Consider the following 22,464-nt stretch of genomic DNA (forward strand, 5'->3'; position numbering starts at 1 on the left):
TCCAATAGTTGCCTCATTTTAAGGCTGTGAGGTGCCTAGGAAAGTAGGGGCGATTCAGACGTCGTCAAGGGGATGTGAGTGCCTCGTCCATCTTACTCTCCACCTGAGGCAGGGGGCTCGCAACGGGATCAAAGATGGCATCCAGATGGCCACGCAATTCTTCAATAGCGCCTGCAACATCCGGCTGCTTCATCACATCGAAGCACGAGAAGGAGGGCAACACCTCTACGCCACAGAACCTGTAGTTGGCCGTGTTGCTGACGAAGACGTCATCCACCGTTTTGCCCTCGAACAACATCTGCCCAGCATCGCCAAATGCCGCCCTCGGTGCATTCCAAGTCAGCGACAGCATGTACTGCTTGCCATGCATCTTGCCGCCAGAGCCATATTGCTTGCGCGGATCCTCGCGCGTCCTGCCATCACCCGACAGAAAGCGCTGCTGGAACATGCCCGCGGTAAATACCTCATCGACATACTTCTTGTAGATCCACGGCATGCCGAACCAGAAGACCGGCGATTGCAGGATGATGATGTCTGCCCACAGATGCTTGTCGACCTCGCCCTGAACGTCGTAGCCCTGCTCTATGTATGTCTCCTTCACCGCATAGCCGTGCGCTGCCATCTCTTGCTTGATGACGCCTGCCAGGGTGCTGTTCAGTTTGCCGCCGGAGATGCCTTCAAAAAACTGATGTGCGTTGATGATCAATACGTTTTTCATCGTCTTCTTTTCCTCAATAATCAATGGTCTGATGAGCCTTCTCACTTGCCTGTTGGTTTCGGCGTCGTGGGGTCCATCACGCTGACCAGGACGTCACGACACCTGAGGGAAAGAGGCCCGAGGGCATGGCAATCTTGCGGATTGGTTTTCATGGGTTCCTCCTTCACGGTGAAGGCAACTATAGGCGCCGCATTAGCGCAGAAAAATAGCTTAATCCTGCACACCATATGAAGTTATGCTTCAAGATATGAAACTCAATCAACTCGACGGCCTGATGGCCTTTTGGAAAGTCGCGGAGCATCGCGGCTTCACTGCCGCGTCTGCCGAACTGGAGGTATCGCCTTCTGCGCTGAGCCAGGCGATCAGGCAGCTGGAAGCGCGTCTCGGCGTACGCCTGCTCAATCGCACTACACGCAGCGTGAGCCTGACGGAAGCTGGGGAGGACTACCTTGCCCGCATCGGCCCGGCACTCGGTCAGGTCATTGTGGCGGGTGAAGAGCTGAACGTCCTGCAAGGTGGGCCCACCGGCACATTACGCATCAATGCCGCACGCATTTCGACCTCAATGGTGTTGCAACCGCTGTTGGCAGGTTTCCTTCGTGAGCATCCGAACGTGAAACTTGAACTGACGAATGACGAAGGCTTCGTCGACATCGTCGAGCGGGGTTTCGATGCGGGCATTCGCATGGGAGAAGATCTGCACAAGGACATGGTCGCCCTTCCCCTTGGCGGCCCCATCACAGTCGCCATCGTCGCCTCTCCTGATTATCTCGCGCGCTTCCCCACGCCCAGCCATCCGGACGACCTCGTGCAGCACAACTGCATCCGCTTCCGCTTCGCCGGAACAGGCGCGATCCACAAATGGGAGTTCAAGGTGAATGAGGAAATCGTCGAGTACGAGGTCAAGGGCAACCTGACCATTACGGACACCCTGTTCAGTACGGAGGCGGCACTGGAAGGCGTCGGGATCGCCTACACCTTTGAGCAGCTGGCCCTGCCACACATCAAGGCAAAGCGCCTGACGCGAGTCCTTGCACCGTTCTCGCCGACCTTTCCAGGCTTCTCTCTGTACTACCCCAGCCGGCATGATCAACCGTCCAAGTTGAAGGCATTCATCGAGTACGCGCGGCGGGCTGTCATCTGAGCAAGCCTGCTTTCAGCTGTTGCTGAAGGTGCTCAACAGCGCTCGTTCGCCCTTGTTGCTCCTGCATAGTCGCTTGGGCCGGGATACGCATGTCACCGAACCGGCAGATACCAGAGAGGATCGGCCGCTTGCTCACAACAATCCAAACGCTCCCATCATAGGGGGCGGAGGCTGGAACCATGGCAGAGATGACGGCTGGGTTTTACGCGAGCACGCGCACAGACAAATAACTGGGCGAGCTTGTTTTGGACTGCCAGCCTATCCCGTGTGCCGAGCGGTTTATGGATGTCCGTCGGCAACGACAGCAGGGGTGCCGACCTTCCGAGAGTCGCAAATGTCTTAGGGACTGATGTATCGGGAACTGAGCCAGAAACGCATTGCAGATGCTATCAGTCATCCACACAAAGTGGATGACCAAGAGGTCTGAGGGGAATTGGAAGGTAACTTATTGAAGTTCAGAAACAGGTGGTGGCCCCACCAGCCACATCCCGGCACTCGAGTCCCCCGCCTTGGCTGCTACCTTCCGGTCCTGACCAGGTTGACGAGTTATCAATGCGAGCCCAAATAAATCAGGCACTTGGGGATGGAACTGATTGCCATCACAGTGTTCTGAAACCTCAACAAGCGAGAATCCGCCGGAAGTACGGTCATCCACATCAAGTGGACATGCTTAAATTGGTAACAAACAGGCTAATCCTACCCGCCCTCCCCCGTACACTGCAAGCACCTCATTACAGACCCCATCCCCTCCCTCAGCAGCTCAACAATCAACCCAATATTGAGCAAAATAAAATCTAATGGTAACTTTGGGTCTCACTTAAACCCGAGGTGACATATGGCTACGAACACAGGCAAAGGCTATCGACAAGGTTCCGTCAACGACCGTACCCAAGTTCAGAACCCGGTTAACGGGAACTGGACGAAACGCGATACGGATAGCGGCAAGTTTATCGAGCAGAAACAAGGTGGGGAGCCCTTCAAAGGGGTAGCCAAAGAAACCGACAACCGCCGTAAGTGAGTTCATCGATGACCGACCAGTGCTCTTGTGGCCAGCCCCTCAATCATTCTGTTGTGTTCCATCAAAATGGGCAGAAACTCAAAAGCTGCCCGAACTGTTCAGAACAGGCTGGCGTTCATGTGTTCTATCGAGCAGGAGAGTTCGGATTCAGGCGGATGGCTGGTGTAACCAGGATACAATCATGGTGCCGTGGTTGCCGAGCCAAGCACCGCTACCGGCTTGATGCCTTGCATACCTGCTAAAGAAAAGGAGCTCTGATGTGAGCTCCTTCAAGTCTACTAGGCCAGAATCGCCACTGCCGGAAACAGCAGAAGCAAATGGAACAATAACAAGATCTGGGTAGGATATCCCTGCACCTTCCCAATCTCCTCTTTCGTCTCCTCTGTAAGGTTATCGCTGTTGCGGTAACTTGGGATCAAGAAGAGCAGAGCCAAGCCAACGTAGACCATCACTTGGCCTGCCAATATCCATGAATCGTAACCCATTGAAGACAACTGCTCTGCTGTCTTGGCCGTAACATCAAAGCCCCGCCCATAGACCTCAGCATTAATTCTCGAATGTTCGGCAAAGCGAGCGAACCATGCCGACCGTTCGATACTGAGATACCAGCCAAGAATCACTCCTGCCGCAGTAATCGTTACGATAGCAACGCAGATCATGCGGCTCAATGGGTCTGTGAGTGCGGCTGCCTGGAGGCGTTTCTCATAGCCAATAAAGACCAGAATGGCCCAGTGCAATGTCCCAACTACAACCGTGCCCATGATGATCCAGAGCCCCGCATCGTGGTTAATAACAAGGTCCATCCGAGGCAATAGAAACTGCCAGACAAGCACGAGGAATGCCGTCAGCCACAACCCCCACAAGTGGGCCCTCAGCATACCCGAGAGATAGGCGTTATAACTGCAGATCCCGCCCCGCAGGTAAGGGTTATTGTTGACCTCGGTTGAATTTGCTGGAAGTTCTAGTCGCACAGATTGCTTTAGCCAATTACGATAGCGGGCCCACTTGCCCGCGACCTGTGCCGATGCAGTTTCCCGCTGCTCGAAGAACCGGCCGGACTCTTGTTTCGTCTTCTCTTGTTCCATGTCGTTATCCTTGTTGTCAAAACCATTTATTCGCCAGAGAGTCCTCGCAAGATCCGCTGCACGCTAGAGAGGCTGATCCCCGTCCTACGTGCGATTTCGGCCTTGGCTATTCCCCGTTCAGCGAGTGACAGCACCTCCTCCCCTTTAGCCATGGCAGTCGGCTTGCGACCTTTGTAGACCCCACGCTGTTTTGCCATTGCAATCCCTTCAGCCTGACGCTCCAGCATCAGCTCCCGCTCAAACGTGGCGATGGCACCGATCATGGTCAGCATCAGTTTTCCGGTAGGTGTCGAGGTATCGATACCCAGATTCAAAATCCTCAGCGCAACCCGCTTAGCGTGCAGGTACTCCGAGATTTCCAACAGGTGGCGAGTGTTGCGAGCCAAGCGATCCAGCTTGGTCACCATCACCACGTCTCCCTCACGAACAAAAGCCAGCATCAACGCGAGCTGCGGGCGGTCATCCTTGGCCCCGCTCACCTTCTCCCTGAATATCTTGCTGCACTCGGCCAGTGCCTGAAGCTGGGCATCCAGGCTCTGCCCCACAGTGCTGACACGTGCATATCCCACCAGTGCCATGGTCTCCTCCTGGTCAATAGGGCAAGGTACACTGACGCGACCTGTCAAAAGGTCCAAAGGAACCCATGTGACCGGCAAAAAGTCCTGCTTTCGCTCGCGTCACATGGCCTTGGTCTATTGACCTGTGCCAGTGATACAAATGAAAACGGGCCGCTCCGTGATGGAGGGCCCGCAGGGGTAGTCAACCAGATGCTCTGGCTGCTCTATCTATTGGTCATGCAGGGTGCCGACCGGGGGATCTCAATGACGCGTCGCCCCGCCCGGCATCCGCAATACCTTGGCCAGCTCCTCGGCATGAGCCTTGTCACGGGCGATGAGGCGGATCATCAGGGTTCCCCCTGCAATGGCAACCAGCGTCACCGAGGTCAGGATCATTTTGTTCATGGGTACTCCTCTTCGTTCATGTTGTAGAAGTGTGGCGGCATGTAGCGGGCCATCATCGCGTTGACGATTACAGACGCGAACGCCGTCAGGGCTGCCTTCAAGGCGTCCAGCAGCAAGGTTTTCATGAAGTCATTCATAGCGATTACTCAGGGGTTATCTTCAGGCGGTAGACCTCCATCCGGTGATAGTCGAGAAAGTTCCTCTCCCAGAGCCGGTAGAGGTCCATGGTGGTGGCCAGCGGCCGCTCTCCACACCAGAGCTGTGATGCCAGCCCGGCGTTGAAGTCAAAATCGAGATCCTTGACCAGCTCGCCACCGAGGTAAGTGAATTCGGTGACGTAGGCCATCCCCCAGCTACCAGCCCGTTTTTCCAGACGGATTTCGACCGGACGGTAACCACCGGTGTCGGCGGAATAATCGGGACTGCGGAAGTTGAGGGTCAGGGCAGTGGCATCGGGGTAGCTGCCAATGATCTTGGTGAACAGAGCCTGTAGCGGTTTGGATGGAGTCATAGCAGCCCCCTGTCGGCAAACGAGACGACGTCGTGCTGTCCCACCACAAAATGGTCGAGCACTCGCACGTCTACCATCTCAAGCAGATCCTTGAGACGAGTGGTAATCGCTTTGTCTGCATCTGAAGGGTCGACCATACCGGAGGGATGGTTGTGGGCCAGTATGACCGCTGCGGCGTTTCTGTTGAGGGCCGCCTTGACCACCTCACGGGGATGAATAGTGCCCGCATTGATGGTACCGAAGAACAGCTCCTGGTAATCGAGTAATCGATGCTGATTGTCGAGCAGCATGACGGCGAACACTTCCCGCTCATATTCCCCCATCTTGAGCCGAAGGAAGTCTGCTGCCGCTTTGGGCTGAGTGAAGGCTTGGCCCAGATGCCGCTGTCGGCTCTCCAGAATGGCCAAAGCTTGATTGATGATGTGATCGTCCTGTCCAGGATGATCGCCGTAGTTGTGTGACATAGCAGTAACCTCGCGTCGTTTGGGTACACGAGTTACTTATGCCAGGGGGTCTGGTTGTTATTGAATCCGAACGGGACTGGTATAAGGGGTGCAGGGGCCCACATTCACCTATGAGCCCTCTTAGAAATTTTTAGACGGATTTCACGGTTTTTCCTTTTATGACGCGATATGTTTCCATCTCTGGTCAAAAAAGAGGGGTAAAAACCCACTTGAGACCAATTGTTCGCAATATCGTCTCGTTTTGTGTGAAGGAGAACACCAGTGGCAACAACTCATTTTATCCCCGCTCAGCCAGATGAGCATGGTTACATCATTGTCGAACCAAATGACAACGGAGAAACAACCCTTGAGCGTTACCCATTGATCGGGTACGCCATCAAAATTACAGAAGGTGGGTCAGAAGACCTCAAGATACAGACACTGCCTGTCTGCACAACAGGTGAGAGCTTCACCCCGAACTTCATCCAGCGCTATGACGGCACCTTCAGCCGAGCTGATGGCGAGTACCTCTGTCACTCCCTGTCAGAGATGATGAATCTCTTCGGTTTCGAAGCAGATAAGATGCATACTCTGCCCCCGGCAAATGCTAAGGAGCTATCCAAGTATGTATGGCGGCCTCTACGGAACCCACAAAGCTAACATCTGCTGATTTTGGATCGGGCCCTTTTGCCCGCCATCAAAGGCAAAGGGGCCATTTTGGATGTTCAATCTGCTGAAATTTCAGCTAGTTATAGAACTTTCTCTGTATGAAATCTCGTAGAAAAAGTTCTTAAAAATGCCAAAATTTCAGCAGATCGGCAGACCTACTCTACCTGCCCCAGATGGCTTTCCCGTACAGGTTCCCACCTCTTTTGCTTGATCTCGTTGCCCCTGCCTGTAAAGGCTTAAGGAGCACGTCAGCCCTGACATGCTTCTCCAGCGAGAGTCATCACGCCTACTGGCTCTGTGTCCGTAATGACTGATGGCCAGCCAACCCCTCAAGCAACAAGTCCAGCAGCATATTCTGCAATGCCCTGGCCTTATCGGGGTGAGAGAGGTACGTCAGCGACATGCCCTGCTGGGTTTCCATTCGTCCGATGACGGCTTCATCCACCGCATTTGGGAAATCGCCATGCAGAATCGATTCCCGTGGGTTATTGCGGACCTGCTCCATCAGGGGCCCGTTTTCACTCAGCTTGGTCACCATTCCCTGCACCCAGTCGAGCTTGTCCCCATCAGTCACTTCCAGGCCAAACAGATCGTTCATCCGAGCCAGCAGTTCGGAGAGGAAATCCTTCTTTTCCTCTTTTGGCTTGGCACTGCCGAGGGAGGCAATCCCCTCCAGCCCATAACCGGCAGCATTCTCTTTAAGTTGCAGATCCTGGGTCCGCTTGGCCTTAAGGTGGTAGTGGCTCAGCATCACCGAGGAAAGGTCTACTTGCTCTTCATCCAGCACCTCTTCCCGCAGCAGAGGCAGCAGGTGGCGTGCAAAGACACACAGCCGCTCCATGTCGTAATCGTCGAAAGGAGTGATCTGGGAGACAAACTCGTAGAACCGCACATAGCCGTTGAGGTTCTTCTTGAACAGTTCCAGCACCGAACGGGCTTCCCCGGCCTCCTTCAGGCGACGCTCGGCATTGACCTGGTCGCTACCTGAACCGCCCTGTTCCATCAGCCACTTGAGCTGGGTCCGGCACTCCCGAATAGCATCGATGGCCAACCGGTAACGCTTGGCGAAGCGATCTCTGGCCGGTACGGCGTGCCGCAAGAAGGCATCGGCACCCCGTTTGGGATCGAAGTAGGCATCGGTAAACGCCACCACCTCGGGCCAGGTGAAGATCCCCTCCCCCTTAAGCTTGTGGAACAGGTCATAGATCAGGTTGGGGTCCGATACCGAGTCCAGCGTGGCGGTTTCGTAATACTTCTGGAACTCTTCCAGTACATCCTGTGGGTCGTTCACGAAGTCGAGTACATAGGTACTCTCCTTACCCGGATAGGTGCGATTGAGCCGCGAGAGGGTCTGGATGCAGTCCACCCCGGTTAAGCGTTTGTCCACATACATGGCACACAGCTTGGGCTGATCGAAACCTGTCTGGAATTTGTTGGCCACCAGCATCACCTGATAGTCAGCCGTATCGAACGCCTTACGCATGTCCCGCCCCTTCAGCTCCGGGTTCATGTTCCGCTCGTTCCACGTCAGCCCCTCGTCCTCGATGTCGCCCGAGAAGGCCACCATGGCCCGAATGGCTTGATAACCCTGGTCCTTGACGTATTTATCGAACGCCAGCTTGTAGCGGACCGCCTCCATCCGGCTGCTGGTTACCACCATCGCTTTGGCTTGTCCGCCCAAGAGCTTGCCGACATGCTGGCGGAAGTGCTCGACAATCACCTGCACTTTCTGACCAATGTTGTGTGGGTGCAGCCGCACCCACTGGGAGAGCTTGCGTTTGGCCTTCTTGCTGTCCACTTCTGCATCGGCCGCTTCGCTATCCATCGCCAACTTGAACGCCAACTGGTAGTTGGTGTAGTTCCGCAACACATCGAGAATAAAACCTTCCTCGATCGCCTGGCGCATGGTGTAAACGTGGAACGGCTCGGGTTTGTTTTCATCCGAAATGGGCAGATGGGGTTTGGGTGGGCGACCGAACAGCTCCAGGGTCTTGGCCTTCGGAGTGGCAGTGAAGGCGAAGTAGCTGATGTTCTGACTGCCACCACGGGCAGCCAAGGTCAGATTCATCACATCCTCGGCCGAGAGCTCTTCCTCATCATTCAGCTGCTCGGCCATCAACACCTCACGCAACTGACGGGCAGTCTTGCCGGTCTGACTGGAGTGAGCCTCGTCGGCCACCACCGCAAAGCGGCTGGATTTCAGGCTGGTACTCTCCTGAATGGCCTTGAGCACATGGGGGAAGGTCTGAATGGTGACGATAATGATCGGCGTGCCCGAGGTTAACGCCTCGGCCAACTGAGCAGATTTGCTGCCATCCCCCTCTTCCCGATTAATGCGGGAGATCACCCCGGATGCGTGATCGAACTGAGCGATGGTCTCCTGCAACTGGCTATCGAGCACGGTACGGTCGGTGACTACGATGACGGAATTGAAAAGCTTATCCCCGTCACGCCGTAGCGATGCGAGCTGATGGGTCAACCAGGCGATAGAGTTCGATTTGCCAGAACCCGCCGAGTGCTGAATAAGGTACTTCTGGCCGCTCCCTTCCTGCTGGAGCGTCGCCAGCAGCGTCTCAACCACCTTCCACTGGTGATAGCGGGGGAAAATCATCGTCTCTTTCTTCTTAAGGCGGCCCAGTGCGTCCTCTTCGTGCTTCACCTGCAGATGCAGATAGCGACCCAGAATATTGAGGAAGGTCTCGGGCGAGAAAATCTCCTGCCATAGGTACTCGCTGGCATAGCCTGTCTCAGGCTGATCGTTCCCTGCTCCACCCTTGGCGGTACCCCGGTTGAACGGCAAGAAGAAGGTATCTGCTCCGGCCAGCCGGGTGGTCATCGCCACCTCAAACTGATTGACGGCAAAGTGCACCAGCGCCCCCCGCCTGAAGGCCAGCAAGGGCTCACGCTTGCCCGCCGTCACCAGTGGGCGGTCGAAGCGGTACTGCTGCTTGGCGTTCTCCAGGCTCTGTTTGAAGCACGATTTGAGCTCTAAGGTCGCAACCGGAATGCCGTTGAGAAACAGAGTGAGATCGAGTCGGCCCTCATAGCCGTGAGGGCTGTAAACCAACTCCGGCACCACCCGCAGCCGGTTCTTGGCATACCGCTCGACCAGCTCAGGGTTAAGGTCATGGTCAGGCTTAAAGGTGGCCACCGCCAGCCGGTGCCCTCGGTCCTCTACTTGATGACGGAGTAACCACAAGGTGCCCCGCTCATCGCTCTCAAGGGATCGAGCCACGGCGTTGAGCAGATGACGCTCTGGCTCCTCACCGTAGGTCTTGCAGTATTTCTGCCATCCCTCTGGCTGGCTCTCCTGCACATAGGCGATCAAATCTTCCGGGTAGAGGGCTCGCTCTTTGTCATAGTGTGCCGACTCGCCCACCAGCCAACCTGATGCGGCCAATTGCTCGATGATATGATCCTGGAAGGCTTTTTCCCGTGCTTTGTTATCCATTGTTCATCCAAAGAAATGCTGTCACCACTTACCCTTGTGGGCATGGGCATGATCTACCGCCAGCGGCATCGCGTCTGCGTAGCCAAAGCTGCGTTCAAATGCTTGGGTTTTACACACAGAACAGAGAATGACGGGGCCATAGTTGCTATCGGCATAGCGATAAAGAGGAGCTGTGGAGGAATGGCACACACTGCAATAGGCTGCACTTTTTAGCATTGATCCTCGATGGGCTTTCAGCACTAGCAGCCCTTCCGACCCTGTGACCAAATTGGCCTTGTGCAACTCCAGAGACAGCACGATGCCAGCGGTCAATCCCTCTGTCAGTGGTGATTGGGTATGGCGAAGAGAAAAGGAGGTGGCTCGTTCTACCCGCCCCTTACCGGCTCGAGACAGTATTTCTCTGTCTTTCAATACTTTACCTCTCAGGTGAGCCTTCTGGTTTAAGGCTGAACATTGCAAATCGGTTTTGTCAGTCACCTTGAGATAAATATCGACCTTTCCGTCTCCCTCGACCTTAACCAAAGTAGCTGGACGCTTAGTTGGCTTCTTTGCAGTCTTCTCCACCTGAGCGGATTTTTTCCTGTCTTTTTTCTGTGTGGAATCAGACCGAAGATCTGACACCGAAACCACTGGCTTGGGAGGGTTCTGTTCCTGATTGTCAGACTCTCCGACCAAAAGTTCCCGCATCACCCTCAACTGTTCAATAACAGACGCATCAAGAGAAGTAGCGAGGGAACCTAATCGGGGAAAACCCTTTTTGCTCATCATCGTCTCCATGGGCAGATAACCACTGGGTATAGGCTTGAAGTCATCAGGCTTGTCATACTAACTCAATGGAAAAACGCATTGTTTGATGTCATCTGCAACATAAAAATGAAGAGTGATAATCTGATTCCCCAAATTTGCTTTTCCTGCCGGTGGTGGGTGTAACTTAAGACTATGTAATCAACTTTGACCTTCAACGACTTCTCTTGCCACTCATTGCACTGCCAGGAACACGATGGTCTAGTGCGTCCGTCTTCCTCTTTTTGGCTTTATCCAACAGCCGTTCTTTACAAAACCGGCACAATTTCTTACTGCTACCGTCAGAAAAATGGTAAACCCAGTGTTCCAAATGGTTCACCTTACATTGGTCGCATTTTCCTGACCCCATAATCTTCGTGCCCCGTAGAGTCACTAGCTCTGCTTTTGGCTTCTTTGTCCCTGTCACATTACGTTGGTCACTGGCTTTAGGTATAGATAGGGAATGTGCAGTAGTGGCCAATTTCCGTGTGTTTACGGTAACTACGGCAGGCTCAGTCACTTTGGGTGCAATTTTCCATTGGTGCAGCTTGACCAGATGCATAAACAACTGGTCCTCGCGAATTTCTTCCTGGCACTGACCGCAAACAATTTTCCGAAGCATACCCCCCTCCATTCCTCAGTTCTCTTGGTAAGAACGCTCAATCAGGGCGATCACCTTTTCCCAGTCCTGCTGATGACGAATGGTCAGCTCCAGATCACCGGTTCCCCAGTGGCCCTTGTTGCGGGCATCGACAATCCTCCCCTCCACTAGCTCGACGGTATCGGGGTCGAGATTGAGGTAGAGCTTGAGGTGAGGGTTCTGCTGGGTGGAGGCAATCACCACGCAGACAAAGTTGCGGATCTTCTTAAAGGCCGTGTAGAGCTTGAGCTCCTTGCGTTGCACCTCGTCACCCAGCCCCTCAATAAAATCGCACACTGACTCATAGAGGGTACGCAGCGAAGGACTGGCAGCAGCCAGACGTTCAGCATTGGTACGGACATGGCCATTGGAGGCTTGGACTGGTTCACTCGCAGGTATCGATGGCGGCAGGCCAAGCTCAGTCGGGGTGGAGGGTTTATTGATCTGGCTGGTCACCGCATTGACCAACTCCAGCATCAGCAGATCATCGCCAAACAACTTGTAGCGGATCAGCTCGACATTGCGGTTGATCTGCTGCACGGCGTGCAGGTCATAGCGGGTGAAGTCACCGGCTATGCAGAGCAGGCGGGTGCCGGACCACTCGATGCTATCGGCCACCTCTTTCCCCAGCGTCTCCATCACCAGCCAGCGGTACTCGGCCTGATGGTCGAGCAACCAATCCAGATAGAAAAGGCCCTGATTGATGACATTTTCGTTACTGTAACGCTTGTACTCGATGATCACCGGGCAGCTATTCTCATCGATTCCGAGAGAATCGACCCGCCCCTTGTGAGTCTTGCCGGTAGTGTATTCGCTGGCCAAGAAGCGAACCCCAAGAAAGGCGGACATCTGTTGCTCGATCAGGGTCTGCAACTGCTTTTCCACCACGGCAACCTTGCCTTCCAGCTCGCTCACCCCGTGCTGACCATAACGGAACAGCTTGATATCGCTCATGCCGCCACCTCTTCGACAGGCGGCGTCCAACCACGCAGATCGATCTTGCCGGTAACGGCAGCGGAAATAAGGGCAGTACGACGTTCTTGTAACAAAGAGACCTGCAATTCTCCTTTTGCTATAGCATGCTCGAATTTTTCTTTAATCTTATTATTGTACTTTTCAATTTCTAACTGCTCTTCAATTGGAGGCCGAGTTACCGGCATGTTTCCAAATCCCTCTTGATTGACATATATAAGAGTTGCAGCTGTACCGACAAGTTCGAAATATGTTTTTGATATTAATATAAGATCGCGAAGATATTGACCAGATATCGTTTTAGGAATATATGCCTGTAACTGCTGATTTATTATGACATCGACATTGAGTAATGCAGCCACACCAAAATTTCCGACACAACTAGCAACAACAGCTCCTTTCTGAAGCACTTTAGAGCCAGAAATGGTTGCAGCATCACTTGAGACAAAACGTCTAGTTTCATTTATTTCATCATTTTTCATATCTTCCATTGTCGCCCAGAATATACCATCACCGATATCATTCAGCTCTGGCTTATTTCGCTGAGGGACAAAAATTTCTGACACAAATTTTGATCGCGTTACTTCCCAATGCTCCGGAACTTGGCCGAGCCACTCGACGCCGGAGTCTTTCATGGGGGCATTGGGGTTGAGGCCCTTGGTGACGGCGTGGGAGATCACCGCTTGCCGCTTCTCTTTAAGCAGCTCGATCAACCGCTGCTGCTGGGCAATCAGCCGATCAATCCGGGCCGTTTCGTGGTCGAGGAAGGCGCCGATAGTAAGTTGTTCCTCCACCCGAGGCATGCAGAAGTAGCTGTTACCGATATCGTTAAAACCAATAGTCTGCCTCACCCCTGCCCCAAGTGATTTCATATGAGCAACATCAAATTCATGTAAAAGCCAGCGGGCATATCTAGCTTCTAGTTTTCTGTAGCATTGCAAAACGATGTAGCCAGTGCTTACCACTACATCAATTTCTGATAACGCTGTTCGCAAGCTTTTTAAGTCAAAGTTCAAGTTAAGAGGGTTGACTAAAAATTCACCGGCCTTAACCTCTTGATATGAAGCCTTTGTTTCTTCCGCTAGCTTCTCTTCATCTTTGAATACAACTTGCCCAAAACTGATTGAGCCAGCAGGTAATTCAATGTTCGATGTTTTAGGCTTTTCAACAAACACATGCTTGAAACGAATCGGCTCCCAATGTGACGGTATAAAACCTGACCAAATTACCCCCGAATCCTTATATTCCGGATAGGGTTGATATTGACCTGTGGTTTTCGGTTCGGCAGCTATCATTTCTGCTCTCCTTGTTGTTGGGCATGTTGCCAAAAGGGATCTTGATGCCAGCTCACTGGCATCCCCATATGGGCCAGGGAAATATGGGGGTATTTGGCTAGCAGAGCAGCCAACCGCTCACCCCAGCGAGAAGCGGGGCTGATGGTGCCAAGCATACTCTGCAAGGCCACCAGCACGGGGTAAAGACGCTTCTCCCAGCGGATATGGGGATCAGCAAGCTCAACCTCTTGTTTTAGCCAGTTGACCGCATCAGAGGTGGGTAGCTTGATACTGACCCCCAGCTCACGATTCCAGAGCCTTGCATGGTGAGCACAGATATTGCGGATCAGATTTATGCCTTTAAGCCAGGAGAGGAGCAGCTCGGCATGAGAGCCCAAGCCCCGAGCGATAGCCTTTTGATCAGCCGCTCGCAGCAAGCCTGCATAGAGGTAGGAGAGATCCCCCCAGGTCAGCATCTCTACCATCATCCAGCAAGGGGGCAAGCGTGGATGCTCGTAACTACATAGATAGTGACGAAGGAAGGTCTCTTGTCGCACCTTCTGGCCCAACGCCTGCCGCTGCTCGTGACTCAGGTTGCGACGTTTTTCCAACTGCCGTAGATCGCTCTCCAACCGCTTTCGCTCATCATCGAGCTGTCGCTCAAGGCCCGCCAGCAAGCGTTTATGGCCGTACTCACGCTTAAAGTGGCCCTCATCCAGATACCAGAAGGGATCATTGCCATAGGCAAGTGACATGTGGTTGCACAGCTGTGCTCGCACCGCCACCTCGACACGTTCGATAGCATCGAGCACCAGCAGGCGAAGCTCCCTATCGAACACATAAAGTGACAGCAGATCATCAAAGCGGGTGCCAGGCAGGAAACGATGCTCCGTCGAACCTGGCTGTGTATAGGGGATGGCATAGGCCGAGAGCCGATAATAACTGATGTGCGAAAGGTAGCGAGTCGCACGCTCCTCATCGTCGATGATCAGACCCCGTTCACGCCACTGCTGTAGATGCTCAGCGGCACTCTTGGCCGGTTTGTTAAAGCGGGTCATGTCACCTCCCCCCTGTGCTGGCGAGGTTGACGAACGAGCATAAAAAAACCCGCCAATTTGTGCATAACCTGGTATGAAACCAACGTCATAGGCATGGCGGGTGTGTTGCCCGCAATATTAGGTATCGGACATCCGATAGTCAATCTCTTTGCGTCATATTGCGTGCTATTGCGTCCAACCCAGTCGGCAATGCCTGAGTAGCCAGTATGCATTGCTATCATGAATGCACCTGTGCCAGCAGTTGCATGATCTCCTTGGCGACCGCATCGAGATCGGCATCGATAGCTGCCAAATCGCGGGGCGGCTGGTACTGGTAGAAGTGGCGGTTAAAGGGGATCTCGTAGCCCACGATGCCCACCTGACCATCGAGCGGATCGGTCTTGCTGGTGTCTATCCAGGCATCCGGCACATGGGGCAGTACCTCCCGCTTGAGATAGTCATGGATGTCTTCCCCGAGCGGCACGTTCTCGTAGTCCCGCAGATCGGAGCTGGCCTCCACTTCCCCCTTGCTCTTGCAAGGTTCGGCCTCATCACACTGCTCACCAAAGGTGCTCACCAGCAGCTTAAAGGCGGGGACTGGCAGCTTAACTGTGCCTAACGCCTTGGTGAGCTGCTTTTTGAACTGCTCACGGCAGAGCAGCCGCTCGGGCAGCGTTGGCAGTGCCTTGAGGATGGCTTGCTGCAACTCTGCATCGAGCTTGGCCCAACCCTTGTCGGAGTTAAGGCTAGCGAGCCGCTCGGCATCCTGCGGGTAGAACGCCAGTTTCAGCGGCCGATCCACCGTGATACGGCGATAACCGAAGGCGGTGGTGGGGAATATCTTGGCGATCGGGCTCGCCTCGAAACGGCTGGCGAGGCGGACGATTTGCTCAATGGCCTCGTCGCTCAATTGCTTACGCTTGGAGCCCAAGGATTTTCGCATTGGGCTGTGCATGTCGCTGGCGTTAATGAGCAGCACCTTGCCCTTACGCTCCGCCGGTTTGTGGTTCGATAGTACCCAGATATAGGTGGCGATGCCGGTGTTGTAGAACATGTCGGTGGGCAAGGCCACCAGGGTATCGAGCAGGTCGTGCTCGAGGATGTAGCGGCGGATCTCGCTCTCGCCGCTACCTGCCCCACCGGTAAAGAGCGGAGAGCCGTTGAGGATGATGCCGATACGGGCGCCCTCTGGCTTCATCTTGGCGATCAAGTGTTGCAGGAACAACAGCGATCCATCGGAGACGCGGGGCAAACCCGCCCCAAAGCGGCCGCTGTGGCCCTTTAGCAAGTGTTCATCCCGGACTTGCTTCTCGACCTTCTTCCAGTCCACCCCGAATGGCGGGTTGGAGAGGCAGTAATCGAACCGATCGGTCGGCAACTGGTCGTCGGAGAGAGTGTTGCCGAGCTTGATGTTGCTGATGTCCTGCCCCTTGATCAGCATGTCGGCCTTGCAGATGGCAAACGACTCGGGGTTGAGCTCCTGACCAAAGGTGGCGAGACGTGCCGCCGGGTTCAGCTCGTGCAGGTACTCCATACCGCATGAGAGAAAGCCGCCGGTGCCTGCCGTGGGGTCATAGATGGTTCGCACCACGCCAGCGGTGGTCAGGGCCTCGTCATCGGCAGCAAACACCAGGGAGGTGGTGAGCCTCACGATGTCACGGGGGGTAAAGTGCTCACCAGCGGTCTCGTTGGAGCTCTCGGCAAACTTGCGGATCAGCTCCTCAAACACCAGACCCATGTGGTAGTTGTCGACAGTCTCGGGGGATAGATCGACGTTGACGAAGTTGCGAACCACCTTGTAGAGCAGGTCGGCATCCTCCAGCAGATCGATGCTGGCAGCGAAGTTGAAGTGCTCAAACACCTCAAACGCCTCACGGGAAAAGCCCCGCACATAGGCATCCAGGTTGTCACCGATCTGCTTCTCACCCAGGTTGTCTAGGGTGAGCTTGGCGGTGTTGTAGAAGCTCTGCCCGGCGGCACTGAGCAGCAGCTTATGGCGGGCCAACTCTGGCAGCGCCTTGGTGCTTTCGGCGGTGGCCAGCACCTTGTCACGGGTAGGGGCCAGCACGCACTCAAGACGACGCAGGACGGTGAACGGCAGAATGATGCGACCATACTGGGACTGCTTGAAATCACCTCGCAGGAGGTCAGCCACCGACCAGATCAGATTGGCAAGGGAGGAAATATTGGTAGTCATGGAAACCCCGTGGGACCGCCTTGCGGTCTGAGACAGACGAAATGACGGGGATTCTACCACGGGAAGCCATCCATGGGGGGTGATATAGGTAGCACTTAGCCCCCAGGATAGACGTACATATCGCATTTTCAATGCGGTTAAGTTTGGGCCTGTTGATGAGTGCATCCAGTCCGTGAAAGGATGAGGAAAACAGTGATTCTGTGATTTTGATCTCATTATCAAGATCTCGAGAAAAAACCTTGATCGTGGATTTTGCGTTGTTCACAACGAAAACGCGAAATGGGGTCTTGGGGATGAAAAAAGGGGGGGTTGTATTGCTTCTGCCGATCCGTATAGTCGGGGTTGTCGGCGGGTAGACACCCCCGCACATCGCACCTTGGCTCACGCCATAAGCCCTCGGGGGGCCCCAATTACCCGACCTGATTACCGCCGCTTGGAACACACACAACCTAATTTTAGTTCCACAGTAGCGGTCATCGAAGGAGAGACACCATGTCTCAAACCCAACAAGTTGACCTTGAATTTGCCCTGGCCGATGCTGGCCACTCCCTGACTATCGACTTTGCTGCCATCAAAGAGCTGTTCCCCATCATGGATGTCGCTTCGGCTCTGACTGGGCAAGACGTCAAGAAAGTCGGCTCCAACACCTATCGACTGGATGATGCCAGTTGCCCACTGTGCGGTCATAACGACTGCTTCACCCTCTACCCTGACGACGATAGCTTCCACTGCTTCAGTTGTGAGGAGAACGGAGATGTGTTCGAGCTTATCGTCAAGAACGATCTGGCTAGTAACGCCTACGATGCAGCCCGTTTGCTTCTGCTGGGCGAGCTGTCAGTCGCCCCGACCGTTCGCAAAGTGGTGAAGCTGGAGCAGCCGATCTACACGGCCCCACCTGCTCGCCTGCAAGAGCTCTTCAAGCTGGCCGCCAACCACTATCAGGCTCGCCTGGATTTAGACGAACTGATGGAGTTGCGTGGCCACTCTGAGGAGGTGCTGGTGGGGCTAGATATCGGCTTCTCCGGTGGCCTGAACAAGGCACTGAAGGATGCCGGGTTCAGCCAAGAGGAGCGGCTGGCCTCCGGTCTGGTCAAGACCAGCCAGGAGAGCCCTGACCTCCTGCGTGACTTCTTCCCGAGTGGTGTCTATGTGTTCCCGCACTTCGACCGCAACGGACAAGTCAGCCGCTTCACTTTCAAGGACCCAAACAAGCAGTATCAGTTCCAGTTGCCGAGCCAGCACTGGCTTAACGGGGTGCAGTTCTACGGAGAAGAGAGTCTGAATGCCCCTGGCCCCGTCGCCCTGGTAGAGGGAGAGAATGACCGCCTGTCGCTGGTGGATGCCGGTTGGCCAGGCCCTGTGCTGGCAACCATCGGGACACTATCACAGACCCAGTTGGAGTGGCTGGGGCGTGAGCTGGCTGACTGTGATGTCGTCACCTTCTTCGATACCGACGATGCTGGCAACAAGTACCGTTCCAAGGTGGCCCAACTCGGTCTTAAGCTGACCCAAGTCAAGCTGCCGGATAGCGTCAAGGACATCGACGAATACTTGCATGGCGACAACCCCTTGCCTCTGACCGAGCTGGTGGCGGCATTCACCCTGGTTGCGCCTGTGGCTGAGGCCGAGGCCGAAGCCGAAGCCGAAGCCGAAGCCGAAGCCGAAGCCGAAGCCGTTCAGGACAATGATCAGCAGCCGGAAGTCGTCAAGGTCATACCACGTACTGCCATCTTTGAAAACGAGCTCAACGATTCGGCCAACGCCGAACGGTTTGTGCAGATGCACGGGCATAACCTGAAATTCGTCCCTGAGTTAGGTGGCTTTATCCACTTTGATGGGACGCACTGGACCCAGAATGACTTGACGCCCATGACCCTTGCTCAAACCGTGGGCAAAGAGACCCAGGAAATCGGACAGGCTCTGATCAAGCAGGCGTGCAAGAAAGAAGAGCTCTCTTGGGCGTATACGGTTCTCAGACATGGATCTAGCAGCCTTAACCGGGCAGGTATCCAGAACATGTTGGAGCTGGCTAAACCGATGATGACGGCAAGACTGCACGAGCTGAATGCCAATCCAATGCTTTTGGGCACGGCGAATGGGGTCATCGACCTGAAGACGGGTCGCCTGTTGGCACCGAGACGGGCATTCATGATGACCCACCATAGCCCAGTGGTGTATGACCCGGCGGCTACCTGCCCGCGATGGGAGCAGTTCATCAGTGAAATCACCTGCGGGGATAGCGAGTACGCCACCTACCTGCAACGCTGTGTCGGCTACTGGATCACCGGTCGAACTGACGAACAGCTGCTGTTCTTCCTCCACGGAGGCGGCTGCAACGGTAAGAGTACCTTCATGTCGGTCATTCAGCAGTTGTTGGGAGAGTTCAGTCGGCAGATCAGCAGTAGCGTCTTGCTGTTCAACCGCAACGGCAATACCGGTCCGAACCCGTCCCTGACCAAGCTGGTGGATGCACGCCTCGTGGTTGCCAACGAACTGCCAGAGGGGTCTCGCATGGATGAGAACCTGGTGAAAGCCATGACGGGGGACGACGTGATTGTCGCTCGTGCTCCCTACGCCAAGAAGGAGATGGAGTTCCGCCCGACCTTCTCACTGGTGATGGTGGGCAACCACAAGCCCGAGATCCGCGATACCAGCAATGGCATGTGGCGTCGGATGCTGATGCTGCCCTTCAATGCCTCCTTCACGAAGGCACAGCTGGACCCAATGCTGATGGAGAAGCTGCGAGCCGAGATGCCCGGCATTCTGAACTGGGCCATCCAGGGCTGCCAGATGTGGCAAGAGCAGAGACTCAAGGCATCGATTCCTGCTCGCCTCAAGCAGGATGTCGAGACCTACCGTGCCGAGTCGGATATGGTCGGCTGCTTCCTGGAAGAGTGCACGCAGGCCAAAGAGGGGGCCAAAGTGCCCATGAGCGAGGTCTACGCAGTCTACAACCGCTGGGCACAGCAGAACGGTGAATGGGCCATGAAACAGCTGGCCCTCAAGAAGAAGCTGATGGAGAAGGGCTTTGCTGTCCCCCGCTACAACAGCAAGGCAACCGTCATCGGGTTGATCCTGCTCGATAGCGAGATGGCTGACATGGCCGTCTCAGTCCGTCGGGAGCAGCTGGAAACAGGAGCGAACTACACAGTATGACGAATGGGGGGCCTGCGGGCCCCTCTGCCGTTTTTGATTTTCCCGCTTTGCCCGCCAACAAAGGCAAACGGCCCAAACCAAACAGTCAATATGCTGAAATTTCAGCTAGTTATAGAACTTTTTCTGTATGAGACTTCGTAGGAAAAGTTCTTAAAAATGCCAAAATTTCAGCAGTTCGACAGACCTATCCTTCGCTTTAGGCAGCATCCGCAAAGGGGGAAAGGGCCGCTTCTATCACCTCGCTGAGCTTCTCCAGCGAGACATCCCCACCGTATCGGTCATAGCTGATCGCCCCGTTGGTGTGACCCAAGATCGCTGCCGCATACTGCAATGGCACTCCGTGATCTTTGAGGGCTGTTCCCACGGTATGCCGCAGGCTGTGGATGTCCTTATTTATAGGGCGATGGCGGCTAAACCACTGCCCCCACAGGTGGCTGTATCCATCCTGCCGATGAGGCAGTTCAGGGAAGAGGCGTCCCCCTGCCCTCCCCTTCACAAACTCGATGAAACCGCTCTGGAGCAGATGCCGGTGAAGGGGAACGAGGCGTGCACTGTTGGCCGTCTTGAGCTTCTGATCTGGCCGTCCGCTGCGTATGTTCATAGAGCTGACAGATTTCGTTGGCTCGAGCCCCCGTGTAGAGCCCCAACAGGGCTATCCAGCGGCGATAGGGCTCCTGCCTTTTCGCCCATTGGACGAACCTCTGCCTCTCCTCCATCGTGTAACCACTTCTGGCTTTGGTCTCTTTGACCCGCTGCAACTTGAGCCCAGCAAAGTGGTTGACGATCCTCTCCTGATGGTTAGCCAGCCAGCTAAATAACAGGGATAGCTTCTGCAGATACTTGTTGATGGTGGCCGGGCTCTTACCAGAGTTCAGCAGGCCCTCCTTGAACTTGACCACATCCGCTTTCCCATAGTCAGCAGCCGGTCTATCACCCAGCGCCTTGATGAAGCAGCCGATGTAGTTCTTCTGGTTGCTGAGCTCTTTCGGTGCCCAGGAGAGGGCCTTCTCTTTCAGATAGCGGTCACTCAAGACTGACAAGAGCGGAGCAAGCGGTTTGGCCGCCGGAACAGCAGGCTTGATGTACGACTGAGGTTGCGGGTTCTCTGGCTCGCTTGTGGGTTGCACAACTGGCTGAGCTTTGGATCGCACACAGGCAAGCAGCTTCGCAACAGCCGCACGGGCGGTCAGCTTGTCGCGGGTATGCAGGGATTTTTTGATCTCTTTACGACGACCACAGGGGAGCGTGGTCACTTTCCGGTAATACCAGATGCCGTGGGGACTGAGCCAGAGATTCATCGATGAGCTCCTCATCGTCCACACAAAGTGGATGACCAAGGGCTTGAGGAGGCTAACTTATTGATCTGCAGAAACAGGTGGTGGCCCCACCAGCCACATCCCGGCACTCGAGTCCCCCGCCTTGGCTGCTACCTTCCGGTCCTGACCAGGTTGACGAGTTATCAATGCGAGAGGACCAATGGGACCACCGGCGAGGAGAATAGCAAAGTCCCGTTTCATTGCAATGGCTTTCTGCCGAGGGACGAACCGTTCGCCTTATTTTTCAACAATCTGCCGAATGAATCAGCTAAACAGCATGAACTTGGCCCCCACCAGCAGCATCAGCAGGGCGAACGCCTGCTTGAGCCGTTGCGGGGAAAGTTTATGGGCCAGCTTTGCCCCCACCCGGGCGAACTGGGTGCTGGTGAGCACTATGCCGAGCAGGGCGGGCAGGTAGATGAAGCCCAGGCTCCATTCTGGCAGGGAGGCATTGCCCCAGCCGGCGTAGAGGTAGCTCAGGCTGCCCGCCAGCGCGATGGGCATGCTGCAGGCGGCGGAGGCCGCCACGGCGTTGCGCATCGGCACGCTGTTCCAGCTGAGATAAGGCACAGTGAGCGAGCCGCCGCCTATGCCAAACAGCGCCGACATCCAGCCGATGACGGTGCCCGCGATGCCGGTGCCGACAGGTCCCGGCAGGTGCCGCTCCGCCTTGGGCTTGAGGTTGAGCCCCATCTGCAGCGCCATGGTCCAGGCGAAGCAGCCGATGATGATGTTGAGGGTGCTGGCGCTGAGCAGGTTGGCTGTCATGCCGCCAAGCCAGGCGCCGATCAGCATGCCGGCGCCGAGACGGCGGATCACCACCCAGTCGACCGCGCCGGCCTCCTGATGTGCCCGCAATGAGCTGAAACCGGTGAAGATCATGGTGGGCAACGAAGTACCAAGAGCCAGATGGGTAATGATATCGGGGGCCACCCCCTGAGCGTGGAAGCTGAGAACCAGCACGGGCACTATGATGAGACCGCCACCGATCCCAAACAGCCCCGCCAGCATGCCCGCAAAAGCACCCAGCAGTAGATAACCCATAAACAGCATAAAAATTCCTTCCGAGGCGGCGCCTGACCATCCAG

General features: G+C 55.1%; 20 protein-coding genes and 2 other RNA genes. 4 read left to right on the forward strand and 18 right to left on the reverse strand.

Going from position 1 to position 22,464, the window contains the following annotated elements:
• Positions 1 to 64: 64 nt before the first annotated feature.
• Positions 65 to 718 carry an NAD(P)H-dependent oxidoreductase gene (locus ACM3N8_RS01465; RefSeq protein ID WP_241324858.1) on the reverse strand — a complete coding sequence of 218 codons (654 nt, stop codon included), beginning with the start codon at positions 716 to 718 and terminating at the stop codon, positions 65 to 67.
• Between the two features lie 247 nt (positions 719 to 965).
• Between ACM3N8_RS01465 and ACM3N8_RS01470 the strand changes: the two genes are divergently transcribed.
• Positions 966 to 1,862 carry a LysR family transcriptional regulator gene (locus ACM3N8_RS01470; RefSeq protein WP_241324857.1) on the forward strand — a complete coding sequence of 299 codons (897 nt, stop codon included), beginning with the start codon at positions 966 to 968 and terminating at the stop codon, positions 1,860 to 1,862.
• A 472-nt stretch (positions 1,863 to 2,334) separates the two neighbouring features.
• On the opposite strand, the gene ffs (ACM3N8_RS01475) is transcribed toward ACM3N8_RS01470, so the two are convergent.
• Positions 2,335 to 2,428, reverse strand: an RNA gene (gene ffs, locus ACM3N8_RS01475) — signal recognition particle sRNA small type.
• A 269-nt stretch (positions 2,429 to 2,697) separates the two neighbouring features.
• Here ffs (ACM3N8_RS01475) and ACM3N8_RS01480 point away from each other — a divergent pair.
• Positions 2,698 to 2,880 carry a hypothetical protein gene (locus ACM3N8_RS01480; protein ID WP_021230269.1) on the forward strand — a complete coding sequence of 61 codons (183 nt, stop codon included), beginning with the start codon at positions 2,698 to 2,700 and terminating at the stop codon, positions 2,878 to 2,880.
• Between the two features lie 278 nt (positions 2,881 to 3,158).
• Here the strand turns inward: ACM3N8_RS01480 and ACM3N8_RS01485 are convergent, their stop codons facing one another.
• The 6 genes from ACM3N8_RS01485 to radC form a co-directional block, all read right to left on the reverse strand.
• Positions 3,159 to 3,965 carry a hypothetical protein gene (locus tag ACM3N8_RS01485; RefSeq protein ID WP_416015340.1) on the reverse strand — a complete coding sequence of 269 codons (807 nt, stop codon included), beginning with the start codon at positions 3,963 to 3,965 and terminating at the stop codon, positions 3,159 to 3,161.
• A gap of 26 nt (positions 3,966 to 3,991) precedes the next feature.
• A complete protein-coding gene (locus ACM3N8_RS01490) occupies positions 3,992 to 4,543 on the reverse strand; it encodes a recombinase family protein (RefSeq protein WP_416015341.1) in 552 nt (183 codons plus the stop codon).
• Positions 4,544 to 4,783: 240 nt separating this feature from the next.
• Complete coding sequence (locus tag ACM3N8_RS01495) at positions 4,784 to 4,927, reverse strand: hypothetical protein (RefSeq protein WP_005345168.1); 144 nt, start codon at positions 4,925 to 4,927, stop codon at positions 4,784 to 4,786.
• A complete protein-coding gene (locus tag ACM3N8_RS01500; RefSeq protein ID WP_257621283.1) occupies positions 4,924 to 5,052 on the reverse strand; it encodes a hypothetical protein in 129 nt (42 codons plus the stop codon). The genes ACM3N8_RS01495 and ACM3N8_RS01500 overlap by 4 nt, the downstream gene beginning before the upstream one ends.
• 17 nt (positions 5,053 to 5,069) lie before the next feature.
• Entirely contained in the window at positions 5,070 to 5,438 is a 369-nt protein-coding gene (locus ACM3N8_RS01505) for a DUF2787 family protein (protein ID WP_128273158.1), read from the reverse strand.
• Positions 5,435 to 5,902: a RadC family protein gene (gene radC, locus ACM3N8_RS01510; protein WP_416015342.1), complete on the reverse strand. Its 468-nt coding sequence runs from the start codon at positions 5,900 to 5,902 to the stop codon at positions 5,435 to 5,437. The genes ACM3N8_RS01505 and radC overlap by 4 nt, the downstream gene beginning before the upstream one ends.
• Positions 5,903 to 6,163: 261 nt before the next feature.
• On the opposite strand from radC, the gene ACM3N8_RS01515 reads away from it, so the two are divergent.
• On the forward strand, positions 6,164 to 6,541 hold the full coding sequence (locus ACM3N8_RS01515) for a hypothetical protein (RefSeq protein WP_323955488.1): 378 nt from the start codon (positions 6,164 to 6,166) through the stop codon (positions 6,539 to 6,541).
• Between the two features lie 295 nt (positions 6,542 to 6,836).
• Here the strand turns inward: ACM3N8_RS01515 and ACM3N8_RS01520 are convergent, their stop codons facing one another.
• From ACM3N8_RS01520 to ACM3N8_RS01545, 6 genes are all read right to left on the reverse strand, one after another.
• Entirely contained in the window at positions 6,837 to 10,001 is a 3,165-nt protein-coding gene (locus ACM3N8_RS01520) for a type I restriction endonuclease subunit R (protein WP_416015343.1), read from the reverse strand.
• A gap of 21 nt (positions 10,002 to 10,022) precedes the next feature.
• A complete protein-coding gene (locus ACM3N8_RS01525; protein WP_416015344.1) occupies positions 10,023 to 10,766 on the reverse strand; it encodes a hypothetical protein in 744 nt (247 codons plus the stop codon).
• 655 nt (positions 10,767 to 11,421) lie between these two features.
• On the reverse strand, positions 11,422 to 12,378 hold the full coding sequence (locus ACM3N8_RS01530) for a DUF5655 domain-containing protein (protein WP_416015345.1): 957 nt from the start codon (positions 12,376 to 12,378) through the stop codon (positions 11,422 to 11,424).
• Positions 12,375 to 13,691, reverse strand: a complete 1,317-nt coding sequence (locus tag ACM3N8_RS01535; protein ID WP_416015346.1) for a restriction endonuclease subunit S — start codon at positions 13,689 to 13,691, stop codon at positions 12,375 to 12,377. Before ACM3N8_RS01535 ends, ACM3N8_RS01530 begins: the two co-directional genes overlap by 4 nt.
• Positions 13,688 to 14,728 (reverse strand): Abi family protein, encoded by a 1,041-nt coding sequence (locus tag ACM3N8_RS01540; protein ID WP_416015347.1) that lies wholly within the window; start codon positions 14,726 to 14,728, stop codon positions 13,688 to 13,690. The genes ACM3N8_RS01535 and ACM3N8_RS01540 overlap by 4 nt, the downstream gene beginning before the upstream one ends.
• A 217-nt stretch (positions 14,729 to 14,945) precedes the next feature.
• Positions 14,946 to 16,904 (reverse strand): type I restriction-modification system subunit M, encoded by a 1,959-nt coding sequence (locus ACM3N8_RS01545; RefSeq protein ID WP_416015348.1) that lies wholly within the window; start codon positions 16,902 to 16,904, stop codon positions 14,946 to 14,948.
• A gap of 492 nt (positions 16,905 to 17,396) precedes the next feature.
• Here ACM3N8_RS01545 and ACM3N8_RS01550 point away from each other — a divergent pair, with 492 nt between their 5' ends.
• Positions 17,397 to 20,060, forward strand: coding sequence for a phage/plasmid primase, P4 family (locus tag ACM3N8_RS01550; protein ID WP_416015349.1), 2,664 nt, complete (start codon positions 17,397 to 17,399; stop codon positions 20,058 to 20,060).
• A gap of 196 nt (positions 20,061 to 20,256) precedes the next feature.
• Here ACM3N8_RS01550 and ACM3N8_RS01555 read toward each other — a convergent pair whose 3' ends face one another.
• The 4 genes from ACM3N8_RS01555 to ACM3N8_RS01570 all read right to left on the reverse strand — a co-directional run bounded on the left by ACM3N8_RS01555 (position 20,257) and on the right by ACM3N8_RS01570 (position 22,429).
• The gene (locus tag ACM3N8_RS01555) at positions 20,257 to 20,556 is read right to left on the reverse strand and encodes a tyrosine-type recombinase/integrase (RefSeq protein ID WP_416015350.1); all 300 of its coding nucleotides are present in this window, start codon (positions 20,554 to 20,556) and stop codon (positions 20,257 to 20,259) included.
• Positions 20,522 to 21,358 carry a tyrosine-type recombinase/integrase gene (locus ACM3N8_RS01560; protein WP_416015351.1) on the reverse strand — a complete coding sequence of 279 codons (837 nt, stop codon included), beginning with the start codon at positions 21,356 to 21,358 and terminating at the stop codon, positions 20,522 to 20,524. The genes ACM3N8_RS01555 and ACM3N8_RS01560 overlap by 35 nt, the downstream gene beginning before the upstream one ends.
• Positions 21,359 to 21,442: 84 nt before the next feature.
• An RNA gene (ffs, locus tag ACM3N8_RS01565) (signal recognition particle sRNA small type) lies at positions 21,443 to 21,539 on the reverse strand.
• A 101-nt stretch (positions 21,540 to 21,640) separates the two neighbouring features.
• Positions 21,641 to 22,429 carry a sulfite exporter TauE/SafE family protein gene (locus tag ACM3N8_RS01570; RefSeq protein ID WP_043136249.1) on the reverse strand — a complete coding sequence of 263 codons (789 nt, stop codon included), beginning with the start codon at positions 22,427 to 22,429 and terminating at the stop codon, positions 21,641 to 21,643.
• Between the last annotated feature and the right edge of the window lie 35 nt (positions 22,430 to 22,464).

Origin of the sequence: Aeromonas sp. A04, from assembly GCF_047780465.1 — a bacterium.
Taxonomy (GTDB): Bacteria; Pseudomonadota; Gammaproteobacteria; order Enterobacterales; family Aeromonadaceae; genus Aeromonas; species Aeromonas bestiarum.